Origin of the sequence: Acuticoccus mangrovi (assembly GCF_016411865.1) — a bacterium.
Taxonomy (GTDB): domain Bacteria; phylum Pseudomonadota; class Alphaproteobacteria; order Rhizobiales; family Amorphaceae; genus Acuticoccus; species Acuticoccus mangrovi.
In genome coordinates, this window is the sequence record NZ_JAEKJA010000003.1 from 423,746 (window position 1) to 440,017 (window position 16,272).

The 16,272-nt window shown below is 71.7% G+C and carries 14 protein-coding genes; 12 read left to right on the forward strand and 2 right to left on the reverse strand.

Annotated elements, in window-relative coordinates; genetic code table 11:
* The first annotated feature begins 147 nt into the window (after positions 1-147).
* The 9 genes from cysG to JCR33_RS05970 all read left to right on the forward strand — a co-directional run bounded on the left by cysG (position 148) and on the right by JCR33_RS05970 (position 7,537).
* Positions 148-1,560, forward strand: coding sequence for a siroheme synthase CysG (gene cysG / locus JCR33_RS05930; RefSeq protein ID WP_198881096.1), 1,413 nt, complete (start codon positions 148-150; stop codon positions 1,558-1,560).
* Between the two features lie 2 nt (positions 1,561-1,562).
* Complete coding sequence (locus tag JCR33_RS05935; protein ID WP_198881097.1) at positions 1,563-1,871, forward strand: DUF2849 domain-containing protein; 309 nt, start codon at positions 1,563-1,565, stop codon at positions 1,869-1,871.
* Positions 1,872-1,890: 19 nt separating this feature from the next.
* A complete protein-coding gene (locus tag JCR33_RS05940; protein WP_198881098.1) occupies positions 1,891-3,555 on the forward strand; it encodes a nitrite/sulfite reductase in 1,665 nt (554 codons plus the stop codon).
* Positions 3,542-3,946, forward strand: coding sequence for a DUF934 domain-containing protein (locus tag JCR33_RS05945; RefSeq protein WP_198881099.1), 405 nt, complete (start codon positions 3,542-3,544; stop codon positions 3,944-3,946). Before JCR33_RS05940 ends, JCR33_RS05945 begins: the two co-directional genes overlap by 14 nt.
* Before the next feature lie 43 nt (positions 3,947-3,989).
* On the forward strand, positions 3,990-4,772 hold the full coding sequence (locus JCR33_RS05950; protein ID WP_198881100.1) for a ferredoxin--NADP reductase: 783 nt from the start codon (positions 3,990-3,992) through the stop codon (positions 4,770-4,772).
* A gap of 45 nt (positions 4,773-4,817) precedes the next feature.
* Positions 4,818-5,537 carry a phosphoadenylyl-sulfate reductase gene (locus JCR33_RS05955; RefSeq protein ID WP_198881101.1) on the forward strand — a complete coding sequence of 240 codons (720 nt, stop codon included), beginning with the start codon at positions 4,818-4,820 and terminating at the stop codon, positions 5,535-5,537.
* A 129-nt stretch (positions 5,538-5,666) separates the two neighbouring features.
* Positions 5,667-6,425: a TerC family protein gene (locus tag JCR33_RS05960; RefSeq protein WP_198881102.1), complete on the forward strand. Its 759-nt coding sequence runs from the start codon at positions 5,667-5,669 to the stop codon at positions 6,423-6,425.
* 3 nt (positions 6,426-6,428) lie between these two features.
* A complete protein-coding gene (locus JCR33_RS05965; protein WP_198881103.1) occupies positions 6,429-6,659 on the forward strand; it encodes a hypothetical protein in 231 nt (76 codons plus the stop codon).
* 62 nt (positions 6,660-6,721) lie between these two features.
* Positions 6,722-7,537 (forward strand): ABC transporter ATP-binding protein, encoded by an 816-nt coding sequence (locus tag JCR33_RS05970; protein WP_198881104.1) that lies wholly within the window; start codon positions 6,722-6,724, stop codon positions 7,535-7,537.
* A 116-nt stretch (positions 7,538-7,653) separates the two neighbouring features.
* Here JCR33_RS05970 and JCR33_RS05975 read toward each other — a convergent pair whose 3' ends face one another.
* Positions 7,654-9,372 (reverse strand): 2Fe-2S iron-sulfur cluster-binding protein, encoded by a 1,719-nt coding sequence (locus tag JCR33_RS05975; RefSeq protein WP_198881105.1) that lies wholly within the window; start codon positions 9,370-9,372, stop codon positions 7,654-7,656.
* A gap of 218 nt (positions 9,373-9,590) precedes the next feature.
* On the opposite strand from JCR33_RS05975, the gene JCR33_RS05980 reads away from it, so the two are divergent.
* The 3 genes from JCR33_RS05980 (at position 9,591) to JCR33_RS05990 (ending at position 15,338) form a co-directional block, all read left to right on the forward strand.
* Positions 9,591-10,994, forward strand: a complete 1,404-nt coding sequence (locus JCR33_RS05980) for an FAD-linked oxidase C-terminal domain-containing protein (protein ID WP_198881106.1) — start codon at positions 9,591-9,593, stop codon at positions 10,992-10,994.
* A gap of 91 nt (positions 10,995-11,085) precedes the next feature.
* A complete protein-coding gene (locus JCR33_RS25475) occupies positions 11,086-14,916 on the forward strand; it encodes an AsmA family protein (RefSeq protein ID WP_198881107.1) in 3,831 nt (1,276 codons plus the stop codon).
* 266 nt (positions 14,917-15,182) lie between these two features.
* Entirely contained in the window at positions 15,183-15,338 is a 156-nt protein-coding gene (locus tag JCR33_RS05990; protein ID WP_198881108.1) for a DUF1127 domain-containing protein, read from the forward strand.
* 164 nt (positions 15,339-15,502) lie between these two features.
* Here the strand turns inward: JCR33_RS05990 and JCR33_RS05995 are convergent, their stop codons facing one another.
* A complete protein-coding gene (locus tag JCR33_RS05995) occupies positions 15,503-16,111 on the reverse strand; it encodes a hypothetical protein (RefSeq protein WP_232372307.1) in 609 nt (202 codons plus the stop codon).
* Between the last annotated feature and the right edge of the window lie 161 nt (positions 16,112-16,272).

A 16,272-nucleotide genomic window follows, 5' to 3' on the forward strand; every position in this document is an offset into this window, starting at 1 on the left:
GTCAATCTTCCGGGTGGCGAGGTCGGTCAAAGGAAATTATTACGCATTTTCGTATCTCGCGTCACTCTCTGGCTTATTTTGTCCCGTCCATTGCGGCTTCCGCGGGACAGCGCCATCCTTTGTAGACCGCTGAGCCGGGAGTTTGCCGTGGACACCTTTCCGATCTTCTGGTCCGTCAGGAACCGCACCGTGGTGCTGTTCGGGGGCGGCGACGAGGCCGCAGCCAAGCTGCGCCTCCTGAAGAAGACCAGCGCCCAAGTCGTTGTCATTGCTGACGAATTCTCCGAGATTATCGACCTCGAAGGCGTCGAGGCGGTGACGGGCGACGCGCTCGCCTACACGCTTCCCGCCGACACCGCCTTCGCATATGCAGCGACGGGCGAGCCGGCGAAGGATGCCGCCATCGCGCGCCACATGCGCCGCCTCGGCGTGCCGGTGTGCGCGGCCGACCAGCCGGCGGTGTCCGACTTCATCACCCCCGCCTTCGTCGACCGCGACCCCGTCGTGGTGGCGATCGGCACCGAAGGCACCGCCCCCGTCCTCGCCCGCGAGATCAAGGCGCGCGTGGAGCGCATGCTCCCCGCCGGCCTCGGCGAGGTGGCGACGAAGGCCGCCGCCCTGCGCGAGCGGGTCGCCGCCGCCATCACCCCCGGCGAGCCGCGCCGCCGCTTCTGGCACGCCCTCTTCGGCCCCGCGCTCGACGGTGCCTTCGAGCGCGGCGGCTTCGCCGATGCGGCCGAGACGCTGCTTGCCCGCGACACGCGGCCCGAAGGCCTCGTCTCCTTCGTGGGGGCGGGCGCCGGCGGGGCGGACCTCCTCACCGAGCGCGCCCGCCAGCGCATCGACCGGGCCGACGTGGTGCTCCACGACGCCCTCGTCGCCCCCGAGATCCTGGAGCTCGCCCGCCGCGAGGCGACCATGGTGAACGTCGGCAAGCGCGCCGGCCGCCACGCGCTGAAGCAGGACGAGATCAACGCCCTCATCGTGCGCTACGCCGAGGGCGGGGCCCGCGTCGTCCGCCTCAAGGGCGGCGACCCGTCGATCTTCGGCCGGCTCGCCGAGGAGATCGACGCCGTTCAGTCCGCCGGCCTGCGCCTCGAGGTGGTGCCGGGCGTCACCGCCGCGAGCGTCGCCGCGGCGAGCGCCCTCGCCCCCCTCACCGAGCGCGGCCGCACCCAGGAGCTTCGCATGATCACCGCCCACGGCGTCCGCGGCGAGGACGACATCGAAAGCGTCGACTGGGCCGCCGCCGGCCGCGGCACCGCCCCGCTCGCCATCTACATGGGCCGCCGCAGCGCCCGCGGCGTGCAGCGCCGGCTGATCCTGATGGGCCGCTCGGCGATGACGCCGGTGGTGCTCGTGGAGAATGCCGGCCGCGAGGACGAGCGCATCGGCCACGCCACGCTCGCCGAGCTCGGCCAACGCGTCGAGAACTTCGGCGGCACTGGGCCGCTGATGATCCTCGTCGGCGTCCACTCCCGCGCCGAGGCGAAGAACCCCCTCACCCTCTTCCTCAGCGAGAAGGGCCGCACGCCCAAGCACCACTCGGAGGCGGCATAGGAATGGCCAAGCAACGCGTACCCAAGGGCCCCTCGGTCCTCACCGCGAACGACCTTTTGACGGGCACCATCGTCTACTGGACGGGGGACGACTGGTCGGCCTCGATGCACGACGCCCTGCGCGCCGACGACGAGGCGTCCCGCGCGGCTCTCGAGGCCGCCGCCCGCACCGAAGAGGACGCCAACCGCGTGGTCGGCGCCTACCTCTTCGCCCTCGACCCGGAGACGGGCGCGCCGGTGGCGCTGCGCGAGCGTCAGCGCCTCGGCGGCCCCTCCATCATCCTCCCCATCTCGACGCCCCGAGCGGCCTGATCGATCGACGAGGCTACGAATGTATCAATATGACGGTCACGACCAGGCGTTCGTCGCCGCCCGCGCCGCGGAGTTCCGCGACCAGGTGGCGCGCCGCCTCGCCGGCCAGCTCTCCGAGGACGAGTTCAAGCCGCTGCGCTTGAAGAACGGCCTCTACCTGCAGCTCCACGCCTACATGCTGCGCGTGGCGATCCCCTACGGCGTGCTGTCGTCGGGCCAGATGCGCACCCTCGCGCACCTCGCCGACAACTATGATCGCGGCTACGGCCATTTCACCACGCGCCAGAACATCCAGTACAACTGGACCGAGTTGAAGGACGTGCCGGACATGCTCGACATCCTCGCCGAGGCGGGGATGCACGCGATCCAGACGTCGGGCAACTGCATCCGCAACGTCACCACCGACGCCTTCGCCGGTGCGGCGGGCGACGAGGAGGTCGACCCGCGGGCGACCTGCGAGCTCCTGCGCCAATGGTCCTCGCTGCACCCCGAGTTCGCCTTCCTGCCGCGCAAGTTCAAGATCGCCGTGATCGGCGCCGCCGAGGACCGCGCGGCGATGAAGTTCCACGACATCGGCCTGCGCGCCAAGCCCGACGTCCAGCGCCCGCGCTACGACATCTGGGTCGGCGGCGGCCAGGGCCGCACCCCGCGCGTCGCCCAGCTCTTCGAGGCGGACGTGCCGTTCGAGCGGCTGTTGCCGACGCTCGACGCGATGATGCGCGTCTACAATCTCCACGGCCGGCGCGACAACAAGTACAAGGCGCGGATCAAGATCCTCGTCGCCGAGATGGGCCTCGACGCCTACCGCGACGAGGTCTACGCCGACATGGCCGAGCGCGACCCCGCCGCCTTCGCCGTCGCCGGCAAGGAATATGACCGCATCGCCGCCTTCTTCGACCGCGGCCCCGTCGCCCCGATCGACGACGTGCCCGTCGCGGGCGAGGGCGCCTTCGCCGAGTGGCTCGACCAGAATGTGAGCGCCCACAAGGTGCCGGGCCACGCCGTCGTCACCATCTCGCTGAAGGCGAAGGGCGCTATTCCGGGCGACGCGACGGGCGAGGAGATGCGCCTCGTCGCCGACCTCGCGGACGACTATTCGGCCGGCGAGATCCGCGTGACCCACCGCCAGAATCTGGTGCTCCCCTTCGTACCCCAGAGCGCGCTCGCGACGCTCTATGGTCGCCTCGTGGAGGCCGGGCTCGCGACCGGCAATGTCGGCCTCACGAGCGACATCATCTCCTGCCCCGGGCTCGACTATTGCGCCCTCGCGACGGCCCGCTCCATCCCCATCGCCCAGGCGCTGTCGGATCGGCTGCGCGAGCGGGAGGCCAAGGCGCGCGCCGCCGGCGTGACCGTGAAGGGGCCGACGCTCAACATCTCGGGCTGCATCAACGCCTGCGGCCACCACCACGCCGCCAACATCGGCATCCTCGGCCTCACCAAGGCGGAGGAGGAGAGCTACCAGATCACGCTGGGCGGGCGCGCCGACGGCGGGGCGGCCGTGGGCGAGATCCTCGGTCCCGGCTTCACCGCCGAGGAGGTGCCGGACGCGGTGGAGAAGATCATCGAGGCCTGGGAGGCGAACCGCCTCGAGGGCGAGAGCTTCACCGACGCCTATCAGCGGCTCGGCAAGGCCGTGTTCAAGGCCGCCGTCTACGAGGAGGCGCCCCGTGTGGCTGCTTGAGACCGACGGGTCCTTCACCCGCGACGACGACATCGCGACGGGCCTCGAAATCCCTGGCGAGGCGCCGCCCGCGGAGCGCCCGGCCGATCCCGTCGTCACCATCCGCTTCGGCGGGGCGATGGACGGGCGCGGCTTCTCCACCGCCAACCGGCTGCGCGCGGAAGGCTATGACGGCCGCCTGATCGCCGCCGGCCCGCTGATGCCCGACCAGGCTCGCCACGCCTTCCAGTCCGGCTTCGACGCCGTGCTCGTGTCCGACGCCCAGGTGCAGCGCCAGGGCGAGGACGCCTGGCGCAACGCGATCCACCGCTCGGTGCAGGAGCTCTACATGCCCGAGCCCGGCTCGCGCGGCCCCGAGCGCGGCATCTGGGCCGCCCGCCACGCGGACTGAACCTTTCTCGAACACGGAGGCGGGGCAGCCCCCCGCAAGTGTGATGACGAGCATTCCGACCGAGACCGTGCTGGAGACCCGGCACTACACGGACGACCTCTTCTCCTTCCGCACCACGCGGCCGCAGTCCTTCCGCTTCCGCTCCGGCGAGTTCGCGATGCTCGGGTTGATGGGCGACAACGGCAAGCCGCTGCTGCGCGCCTACTCCATCGCGAGCCCCAACTGGGCGCACGAATTGGAGTTCTTCTCCATCAAGGTGCCCGACGGCCCGCTCACCTCGCGCCTGCAGCACATCGCGCCGGGCGACGAGATCCTGTTGAAGCCGCGCCCCACCGGCACCTTGGTGCTCGACGCGCTGCTGCCCGGCCGCGTCCTCTGGCTCGTCTCGACCGGCACCGGCATCGCCCCCTTCACCTCGGTGGCGCGCGATCCGGAGACCTACGAGCGCTTCGACCGGGTGGTGCTGACCCAGACCTGCCGCACCACCGCCGAGCTGCAATACGGCATCGACGTCGTCGACGGCATCCGCAAGGACGAGGTGCTCTCGGAGGTGGTCGGCGACCGCCTCACCCACATCGCCTCGGTGACGCGCGAGGACGCCGGCCCGGGCCAGCTCACCGGCCGCGTCACCGAGCTGATCGAGACCGGCGAGCTGTTCCAGGTGGCCGGGGTGCCGGCGTGGTCGCCCGAGGCGGACCGGGTGATGATCTGCGGCTCCTCCGCCATGATCAACGACACCAAGGCCCTGTGCGAACGGGCCGGCCTGGAGGAAGGCTCGAACGCGTCGCCCGGCGGCTACGTCGTCGAAAAGGCCTTCGTGGGTTGAGCCGGCGTCACCGTCCCGTCACCCCCCGATCGCAAGGAAATCGCCATGCTTGATGTTCCGGGCCGCTCGGTACGCAACGCGGCCGCCGCTCTCGACGCGCGCTTCGGCACCATGGCGGCCGACGACCTGCTCGCCGTGATGACCCGCGACGTGTTCCCGGGCCGCATCGCGATGGTGTCCTCCTTCGGCGCGGATTCGGTGGCGCTCCTCCATCTCGTATCGCGCGTCGCCCCCGACATCCCGGTCCTCTTCATCGAGACCGGCATGCACTTCGCCGAGACGATCGCCTACCGCAACGCGACCGCCCGCGCCCTCGGCCTCACCAACGTGATCGACGTGCGGGCCGGCAAGAAGGTGCTCTTGGAGGAGGATCCCGACGACAACCTCCACATGTTCGACCCCGACGCCTGCTGCGCGGTGCGCAAGGTCGAGCCGCTCAACCGGGCGCTCAAGGAGTACGACGCCTGGATCACCGGGCGGCGGCGCGACCAGTCCTTCACGCGCGAGGCGATCCCCCACGTGGAGGCGGACGGGTCGCGGGTGAAGATCAACCCGCTCGCCGGCTGGACCCAGGCCGACGTCGACGACTACATCGAGCGGCACGCGCTGGTGCGCCATCCCCTCGTCGCCCAGAGCTACCCCTCGATCGGCTGCGCCCCCTGCACGAGCCCCGTCGGGCCCGGCGAGGATCCCCGCTCCGGCCGCTGGCGCGGCACCGGCAAGACCGAATGCGGCCTGCACTTCCAGAACGCCGACTTCAAATGACCCGCGGCGGCGGCCGGGAGCGTCCCGACCGCCGCGACGCGACGCGATCCCGTCGCACCCCGACGCAACGAGTTTGCACTTCCGCCGTCCTGCTCTAGCTTCCCGCCGACGCCAACAGGATCAGCCGGAATGGATCTCTTCGCCTTCCTCCTCGACCCCACGACGTATGCCGCCCTCGTCACCCTCATCGCCATGGAGGTCGTGCTGGGGATCGACAACCTCGTGTTCATCTCGATCCTGTCGAACAAGCTGCCGCCGGAGCAGCGCCAGAGGGCGCGGCGCATCGGCATCGGTCTCGCCCTCGTCCTACGCCTCGCACTGCTGTCCACCGTGGCGATCATCGTGCGCCTCACCACGCCGCTGTTCGAGCTGTTCGGCCACGGCTTCTCCTGGCGCGACCTCATCCTGATCGCCGGCGGCCTGTTCCTCGTCTGGAAAGCGACGCGCGAGATCCACCACTCCGTCGACCCGACCGACCCCAAGGAGATGATGGTGGGTGGCGGCGCGACCACCACGATCGGAGCGGCGATCGTGCAGATCCTGGTCCTCGATCTCGTCTTCTCCATCGATTCCATCATCACCGCCGTAGGCATGACGACCGAGATCGGCATCATGGTGATCGCCGTGATCGTCGCCGTGGCGCTGATGCTCGTGGCGGCCGACCCGTTGTCGAAGTTCATCGAGGCGAACCCCACCGTGGTGATGCTCGCCCTCGGCTTCCTCCTGATGATCGGCATGACGCTGATCGCCGACGGCATGGGCTTCCACGTGCCGAAGGGCTACATCTACGCGGCGATGGCCTTCTCCGGCCTCGTCGAGGGCCTCAACATGCTCGCGCGCCGCAAGCGACGGCTCGACGCCGCCCGCCGCGCCGTCGCCGAGGCCTGAGCGATGGCGCGCCTCCTCGTCACCGCCCTCACCCACGATCTCGCGGCGAAGACCTCCCGCGTCACGCTGCGCTGGGACGACGACCCGGGCAAGGTCCTGAGCCGCGAGGTCGCCGACGCCAGCGCCCTCGCGGACGCCGGGGCGGCCGCGCGGAACGCGGTCCGCAGGCTCGCCGCGGAGCTCGCCGCCATCGAGGTGGCGACGGCCCCCGTCGTCGACGAAACGGAGACCTGAGCGGGAGGCTTGAGCGGCGGCACGGTCCGTGTAGGCTGATTGCCCGACAGAGGAAGCCCGCCATGAGCCTTGCCCCAGCGATCGACGCGGCCCCCGTCACGGCGGCGCCTCCCGTCCCGCTCCTGTCCGTCGCCGACGTGTCGCTCTCCTTCGGCGGGGTGAAGGCGATCCGCGGCGTCTCCTTCGACATCCGGCCGGGCGAGATCCGCGCCATCATCGGCCCCAACGGCGCCGGCAAGACGTCGATGCTCAACGTCATCAACGGCTTCTACCACCCGCAGGAAGGCACCATCACTTATAAGGGCGCGGTGCGGCGGCGCATGCGCCCGCACGTCGCCGCCGCCTCCGGCATCGCCCGCACCTTCCAGAATGTCGCCCTCTTCAAGGGTATGACGACGCTCGACAACATCATTTCCGGCCGCACGCTGAAGATGCACGCGAATTTCCTCTTCCAGCTCGTGCGCTTCGGCCCCGCCCTCGCCGAGGAGGTGGAGCATCGCCGCCGGGTGGAGGACATCATCGACTTCCTGGAGATCGAGGCGATCCGCAAGACGCCCGTCGGCCGCCTCCCCTACGGCCTGCAGAAGCGGGTGGAGCTCGGCCGCGCCCTCGCCATGGAGCCCGAGCTCCTGCTCCTCGACGAGCCGATGGCCGGCATGAATTTGGAGGAGAAGGAGGACATGTGCCGCTTCATCCTCGACGTGCGCGAGGAGTTCGGCACCACCATCGCCCTCATCGAGCACGACATGGGCGTGGTGATGGACATCTCCGACCGCGTCGTGGTGCTCGACTATGGCGAGAAGATCGCCGACGGCAGCCCCGACGAGGTGCGCGCCGACCCCGGCGTGATCGACGCCTATCTCGGCGTCGCCCACTAACCCCGGCACGCGCTCCAGAGCGCGTTCAGGAAAAGTGGAGCCGGTTTTCCGCTCGGAACACGCGCAGACAAGGAAGCTGGAGACGGTTCGGTGAACGCGAGTTCATTGAACCGGCTCTAGCCGCGGCGATCGAGCCGCGAGGACCAGTCGGTGTAGCTGTCGGCGTCGAAGAAGCGCGCCGTGAGCCGGCTCGGCAGGCCGCGAGGCTGCGTCTCGACGGCGGCGACCGGCGGCTCCGGCGCGTCGAGGAGGTCCAGCGTCGCCTCCGAGAGGGCGACCACCGTGCCGTCGACCTTGGTCAGCCCCTCGAGGCGGGAGGCGATGTTGCCGGTGTCGCCCAGGAACTGGAAGGTGCGCTGCCCCAGCGGCCCCAGCATGCCGACGATCGAGTGGCCGGAGTGGACGCCGATGCCGAAGCGCAGCGGCGCGGAGAGCTCGCCCGCGAGCTCCCGGTTCAGCCGCTCCACGTTGGCGATGATGTGCCGGGCCGCCGCGATCGCGTCGCGCGCGCCGGCCTCCGCGTCGCCGCCGATCCCGAAGAGGCTCATCACCCCGTCGCCGGCGATGCCGGTGATCTCGCCTCCGTCGCGCTGGATCGCGTCGGCGACGGCGGCGATGAAGCGGTCGACGATATAGAAGGCGTCGTAGGGCAGGCGCGCCGCGGTGAGGCCGGTGGAATCGCGCATGTCGACGGCCACCGCCGTCACCAGCATCTCCCGGCCGCCGTCGTCGACCGGCCCGCCGCCGAGCGTGCCGCGCGGCAGGCTCTCCCCCGCGGGCGCCAAGGGCACCACCCGCATCGCGCCGGTGGGGCGCAGCTGGCAGGCGAGCCGCACCTCGGGCGCGGCCGCGATGCGGCGCAGCGTCGCCGCCTCCGTCGGCCCCGGCGGCGGCGCGTTCCTGAGCCCGGAGAGGATGCGCACCCGGCAGGTGGAGCAGCGCCCCCGCCCGCCGCAGACCGCGGCATGGGCGACGCCGCCCCATCGGCTCGCCTCGAGCACGGTGAAGCCTGCGGGGATCACCACCCGGCGCTGGCCGGGATAGGTGATGGCGACGCCATGGAAGCGCCGCGCGTACCACTCGCGTCCGAAGCGCAGCCCGAGCAGCAGGACGACGAGGCCGGCATAGCCCGTCGTCGCCCAGAAATCGACCGACCCCACCCACGCCTCCGCGGCGGCGCGCGCGGTGCCGGGCTCGGCCGGGCCGAGATCGGCCCGCAGCGCCGGATCGGTCGCCGTCATCAGCTCGACCGTCCATCCCGCGTTGGACACGCCGACGAGGGCGAGCACCGGCACCAGCACGGCGAAGACCGAGAACAGCGGCAGCCACCGGCGGTACCCGTTCCGCCCGCGCAGCCACATGTGCAGCCCGATGATGCCGTGCACCCAGACGATGACGAGCAACGTCATCTGCTGCGGCAGAAGCTGGTCCGGCGAGGACACGAACATCGCGTAGAGCACTTTCGGGTAGCCCACCTCGAGCCCCGCGACGTTGGCGAGGAAGGTCCCGGTGACGTGCTTGATGAGAAACAGCGGGATGCTGAGGCCGAGCGCCATCTGCCACACCTCGCCGGGCGGGATGCGCAGGTGGCGGCGCCGCCAGATCGAGCGCAGCCCGAGCCCGATGTGCACCACGAAGGCGCCGTAGAGCGCCGCCGTCCCGATCGACGTCTGCCACGGCCCGAGGAGCACCGCCGTCGCCTTCTGCAGCGCCGCGAGGGTGCCGAGGCCGAACGCGTGGTTGACGAGGTGACACGTCGCGTAGGCGAACAGGATCAGCCCGCTGACCAGCCGCATGCGCGGCTCGCCGGGCCGCCGCTGCAGCACGCGACGCATCAGGCTCGGTCGTTTGGATCGAATGGACCGGTTCAAGCGCAGCCTCCGACGGACGGGCGGGCGGCCCGTCGCACTCGTCGAAGGAGGGCACTTAGCGTGCCCGATCCCCGCCGAGAAGGGTGTCCGCGCCATGATGCGTCGGGAGGATGACGTGTTCATGTTGTGACGCGGGCGGGTTTTGATAGGGTGAGGGCGTACATCGGATCAGGATTTGGATCATGGCCGTCGCCCATGCGCGCGTGTCGCGCAACGATGCCGGCATCGCCCTCGCGGTGCCGCTCCTCAAACAGCGCTTCGGCGAGCGGTGCGACACTGGCCAGGCGATGCGCGAGCAGCACGGCCACACCACCACCTGGCTCACCACCGAAGCACCCGACGCCGTCGTGTTCGTGGAAAGCGCGGACGAGGTGAAGGCGATCGTCGACATCTGCCGCGAGCACCTCGTGCCGATCGTCGGCTTCGGCGTCGGCACCTCGCTGGAGGGCCACGTCAACGCCCCCGCCGGCGGCATCTCGGTGGATTTCTCGCGCATGAACCGCGTGCTCGAGGTCTACGAGGAGGACCTCGCCTGCAAGGTCGAGCCCGGCGTGACGCGCAAGATGCTCAACGAATATCTGCGCGACCGGGGGCTCTTCTTCCCCATCGACCCCGGCGCGGACGCGACGCTCGGCGGCATGGCCGCCACCCGCGCCTCCGGCACCAACGCGGTGCGCTACGGCACGATGCGCGACAACGTGATCTCGCTGGAGGCGGTGCTCGCCAACGGCGAGATCATCCGCACCGCGAGCCGGGCGCGCAAATCCTCCGCCGGCTACGACATCACCCGCCTCCTCGTCGGCTCGGAAGGCACGCTCGGCCTCATCACCTCGGTCACGCTGAAGCTCTCCGGCATCCCCGAGGCGATCTCGGCGGCGGTGTGCCCGTTCCCGACGGTCGAGGCGGCCTGCAACGCCACCATCCTCACCATCCAGTCCGGCATTCCCGTCGCCCGCATCGAGCTGCTCGACGAGATGCAGATCCGCGCCGTCAACGCCTACTCCAAGCTGGAACTGCCGGAGCGGCCCACGCTGTTCCTGGAGTTCCACGGCTCGGAGGCCGGCGTGCACGAGCAGTCGGAGGCGGTCGCCGCCATCGCCGAGGAGCTCGGCGGCGGCCCCTTCGCCTTCTCCACCCGGCCGGAGGACCGCTCGCGGCTGTGGCAGGCCCGGCACGACGCCTACTGGGCCGCCCTCGCCCTGCGCCCCGGCTGCGCCGGCATCTCCACCGACGTGTGCGTGCCGATCTCCCGCCTCGCCGAGTGCGTCGAGGAGACGCGGGCCGATCTCGCCGAGCTCGGCATCCTCGCCCCCATCGTCGGCCACGTCGGCGACGGCAACTTCCACACCCTCGTCCTCCTCGACAACGACGACGCCGGCGAGCGGGAGAAGGCCGCCACCTTCATCGCCCGCCTGTCGGAGCGGGCGGTGCGGATGGAGGGCACCTGCACCGGCGAGCACGGCATCGGGCAAGGCAAGATGAAATATCTTCGCGCCGAGCTCGGCGGCACGGTCGACGTGATGAAGGCCATCAAGACGGCCCTCGACCCCGACGGCATCATGAACCCGGGAAAGATCTTTTATTAATTCGCCGTCATTTTGATCGCCCGACACGCATTCGTGGCCACCTGAGAGACGACGAGCCCCTGCCGCGAGGGCGCATGGTTGAGGAGTGGGCGTGAACTGGACGATCATTGCGATCGGGGTGGCGCTGGTCATGGCGCTGACGGCGGCGGTCGTCGGCCCCTATTTCATCGACTGGACCGCCTATCGGGCGACGATCGAGGAGAACGCCTCCCGCATCCTCGGCACCGACGTCGCGATCGACGGCGACGCGGAGGTGCGGCTGCTGCCCCGTCCGCGGGTGAAGTTCACCAACGTGCGCATCGGCGCGGCGGACGCCCCGCTGATCGAGGCGGAGAGCGTCGAGCTCGACGTCGACCTCACGCCGCTCCTGAAGCGCGAGGTGCACATCCTCGACATGCGTCTCATCCGCCCCACCGTCTACCTGCGGGTGAGCGACGCAGGGCGCCTCGCCGTGCCCGACATCACCCGCCCGCGACGCCTCGGCAGCTATTTCGACGTCGACCGCGTGATGGTGGAGGACATCGCGGTGGAGGACATGCGCGCCGTCCTCAGCGACGCGCGCAGCGGCCATACCCGCACGCTGGAGCACGTCTCCCTCACCGGCAGCGCCCGCTCGCTGCGTGGTCCCTTCAACGCCAGCGGCGCCGCCGTGGTGAGGGGCACGCCCGTCGCACTGCGCATCGCCGGCGGCGCCCCCGAGGCCGACGGTTCGATGGCGCTCTCGATCCGTGCCACGCCGGAGGACGAGGACATGAGCCTCGGCTTCGACGGCACGCTGGTGCCCGCCCCGGACGCCCCCTCCCTCACCGGCCGGCTGACGGCGGAGAGCACCGCCGGGCCGCGCTGGTCGGCGCGCGGCGAAATGACGCTCGATCCGACCGCCCTTCGCGTCGAGCGCGGCGTGGTGTCGTGGGGCGATGCGCCAGCCCCGCTGGAGCTCGCCGCGAGCGCCCGCTACGCTCTCACCGGCGCCGATCCGCTGGAGGTGGCGTTGGAGGCCCGCCAGGTGGACCTCGACCGGATCGATCGCGCCATTACCGGCGCACCGCTCCCGGCAATCCCCGTGCCCGCCGCCGAGGCGGCGGCCGCCGCCCCCCTCGCCCCGCCGGCAGAGGCGATCGGCCGCCTCGCGACGCATCTCGCGCCCGTCGCCCATAGCCTCTGGGGCGCCGGCGGGCACGGGGTGGACGCGCGCGTGACGCTCGACATCGGCACCGTCGTCGCCGGTGGCGCGCTGATCCGCGACGTGACGGCCGCCTTGCGCACCTCGATCTCCGGCGTCGCGCTGGAGCGGGCCGAAGCGCTGCTCCCCGGCGACACCACCCTCGACGCCGACGGGCGCATCTCCGCCGCGGGCTTCTCCGGCCACGTCAAGGCGAGCGCGGCCCAGCCCGCCGCCCTCGCCCGCTGGTGGACCGGCGCCCCCTCCACCGGCCGCACCGTCGCCCCGATCATCCTCGAAGCCGACGTCGAGACGAGCGCGGCCGGCCTCGACGCGCCCCGCCTCGCCCTCAGGATCGGCGACACCGCGATCTCCGGCCGCGCCCGCCTCGCCGCCGACGGGGGGGACGGCGCCCCCGCCCTCGAGATCGGCCTCAGCGCCCCGCTCCTCGACATGGCCGACGTCCGCTCCGGCGCCGGCCTCGTCGCCGAGGCGGGGGGACTGCCCGATCTCGGCGGCGCCAACGTCACCGTCGACCTCGCCGTCGACCGGCTGCGCGCCGGGCGCGTGGAGGGCTCCTCCCTCACCGTCGACGCCGACTTCAAGGGCGACACCCTCACCATCGACGCCTTCGCCGCCGAGGACATCGCCGGCGCGCAGGTGTTCGCCTCCGGCTCGATCGGCGACCTCTACAACGAGCCCGTCGGGGTGATCGACGGCACCCTGCTCCTCAACGACGGCGCCTCGCTCGCCGCGGGGCTTCGCGAGGTGTTTCCCGACAGCGCCCTCGCCGAGGCGCTGGCGGCGAGGATGCCGGCGCTCGCGCCGGGCGACGTGCGCCTCTCCCTCTCCGGCCGGCCCACCGGAGCCTCGGCGGACCTTTCGGTGCGCCTCTCCGGCACCCTCGGCGGCAGCGACGTGGCGCTTTCGCTGACGGGCGCCCTCCAGGCCGATCTCCTGTCGCAGCCGCTCTCCCTCTCGCTGGAAGCGGCCAATCGCGAGGGCACCGTCCTCGCCCGGCAGGTCGGCCTCTCCACCCCCGACGCCGGCCACGACGCCGGGCCCGACGCCGCGACAGACACCACGACCGACACCAGCGCGACCGAGGGGCCGGCGACCCTCCATCTGCGCGCCTCCGGCATTCCGCGCGACGGCCTCGACACCACCGCGAGCGCCGAGGCGGCCGGCGCGGCGCTGCGCTATTCCGGCACCATCGGCTACGACGACCGCCCCTTCGCGACGGGCGATCTGGAGGCGAACGCCGAAAGCCTCGACCGCCTCGCCGCGCTGCTCGGGCAGCCGCTCCCCTCCGCCTCCGCCATCCGCCTCAAGGCCCACGCGGAGAGCCGCGACGACGGCCTCGCCCTCACCGATCTGCGCGGCTCGGTGGACGGCGTCAGCGTCTCCGGTGAGCTCGTCGCGGGGGCGGGGCAGGTGCACGGCTCGCTCGCGATCGGCGAGGTGGACGTCGCCGCCCTCGCCCGCCTCGCCCTCGGCACCGACCTTGCCGCCGGGGCCGACGCGCCGTGGTCGACATCGGCCTTCGGCGCCCCCCTCCTGCCACCCCTGCCGGCGAGCCTCGACGTCACGACGCCCACGCTGCGCCTCGGCGCCACGCTGGTGCGCGACGCGAGCTTCACCCTCGCCCTCGGCCCCGATCGGCTGACCCTCGGCGAGGTCGGCGGCCGTCTCGGCGACGGCCTCGCCGCCGGCGACCTCGCGATCCGCCGGGAGGAGGGACGGGCGCGCGTGTCCGCCTCCCTCGCGCTCGACGGCGTCTCCCTCGGCGACTTCGCGTGGCGCACCGACAGCCGCCCGATCGCCACCGGCCGGCTCGACCTCGAAGCCCGGGCCGAGGCGGAGGGCTACACCCTCGCCGGCCTGATCGCCGGCCTCTCCGGCACCGGCGAGATCGAGACCGACGCGACGATGCGCCTGAGCCCGACGCCCTTCGACATCGGCGACGCCCTCACCGCCGCCGACGCGATGGACGCCGACGCCCTCGCCGCGGCCGTCGCGAGCCACCTCGCCGACGGCACCACCGCGACGCCCCTCGCGACGCCGATCGAGATCTCCGCCGGCGCCGCATCGGTGCGCGAGATCGCGCTCGGCACGGCGCTGCCGTCGGCCCCGGTCGGCCCGCCGACCCTCTCCGCCACGGCCGACCTCGCGGCATGGCGCCTCACCGGCAGCCTCACCGTGCCGGTCGCCGCCCCCGAAGGCCGCTCGCCCCCGGCGGTGACGGTCACCTTCGCCGGCCCGCTCGACGCGCCCCAGCGGCACATCGACGCCGCCGCCCTCGCCGCATGGCTGAGCCTTGCCCGACTGGAACGGCAGGTCGACGAGGTCGAGGCGCAGAACGAGGAGCTCGCCGCGGAAGCCGACGCCCTCAACCCGCCGCTCCCCGGCGATGAGCCCGCACGCGAGCCCGGGGCGGCCACGCCAGAGGCGACCACACCGACGCCGCAGGAGCCCGAGGTGGGAGAGCCCGAGGTGGGAGAGCCCGAGGTGGCGGCGCCTGGAGCGACGCCGTCCGCCGTTCCCGTCCCACCGCACGCGCCGGACGAGCGCAGCGAGCTCGCCCCGCCGGCGGACGCCGGGCAGACCGCCGCCGCGGCCCCCGAGCACGACGCCATCGGCGACCTGCTGCGGCGCACCTCGCCGGCGCCCGCCCCGTTCCGCGTGCGCCGCACCGAAGCGCCTGCCCCCTTCCGCATGCGCGAGGGCGATCGCGCCGCCGAGGCGCCCGCTCAGCCCTGACGGACCCGGCCGAGCCCCGCGCCATGCGCAAGCCTGCCTAACCCACAGCGCAGAGACCCTGCGACGCCTCCCTCGCTGCGTCGCAGCATCCATCGATTTTTCCAGGGAATCCGGGAGGTCAGTCGCGTTCTTCGCGCGCTCCGCGGAGCCGCGTCGCCAGCATACCGCAATGCACAATCCAGCCATGCCGACGTGGCGGATCAACCCACCTCCGGCCCCGACTATGTCCGCACCAGACAGACATTCTCGATCAATCGGAGCGACCCATGATCAACCGCATCCTTCGCAGCCTCTACCACTGGCGCGAGATGGCCGACACCGCCGACCAGCTCTCCCGCCTCAGCGACGACCAGCTGCGCGACATCGGCCTCAGCCGCGGCGACATCCCCGCCGTGCTGCGTCAGATGAACGAGGCCCACTGACGACCTCCCGCGCTTGCCGGAACCGGCAAGCGGCTCGAACGGCGTGACCATCACGAAGGCCGCCGTTCGGATCGACGCCCGTCGGCAGCGGCGGGCTCCGAGACCCCTCACGGCCCCCGCGGCCGTGCGCGACAGGCGCCCGCGAGGACGGACCAAACGTCCCCTCAGCGGGCGCTCGATCGCTTGAACCAGATGGCGAGCGGCATCACGTCCGGCTCCACGCCGTTGGCATTCGGCCACGAATCGACCGCCCATGGCGTCCCCCGTTCCGACACCACCACCGCGGTCGCATGCGGGTAGCGCCCGTCGAGGAAGAAGCCCCGCGCCACCGGCCCGCCCACCTTGTGGAAGCGCAACAGCCCGGCCTCGTTGGCCACCATCAGATAGCTCGTGGTGTTGCTCGCCTCGTCGAGGCAGTCCATCTGCCCCGCCTTGCCGGCGTTGTAGAGGTCGAGCCCGCCGATGTCGTCGGCGGAGCCGACCGGCTCGGCGACCCGCGTCTCCATCCAGGCGATCAGCTTGGCGATCGAGGCGCGCTCCTCGTCGGCCGTCTCCGGCGTGCCCATGACCTTGCCCATCTCGGCGAGATCCTCGGCATTGAACACGATCCCCGTCTTCAGCTGACATCCGAAGCCGTGGCACACGCTGACGCGCCCCGCCTCGCGCGGCGCGACGCCGTCGTGCGAGGCGAACCACATGCGCGGCTCGCCGCGATACTGGTTGATGCAGCCGCCGACGAGGAGGACGACGGCAAGGACGGCGAAACGAAGCAACAATACTCTCCCTGCCGGCACCGGACCGCGACGATCCGGCCCGTATTGCCCCCATGTTGCCCCGATCTTGGCCGTGACGCGGCATCATGTTGGTTAACGATTTGGCGAGGTCGCTCCGTCGCCGCGCTTTTCCCCAACTTCACCGGTTGAACCCGGCGCCC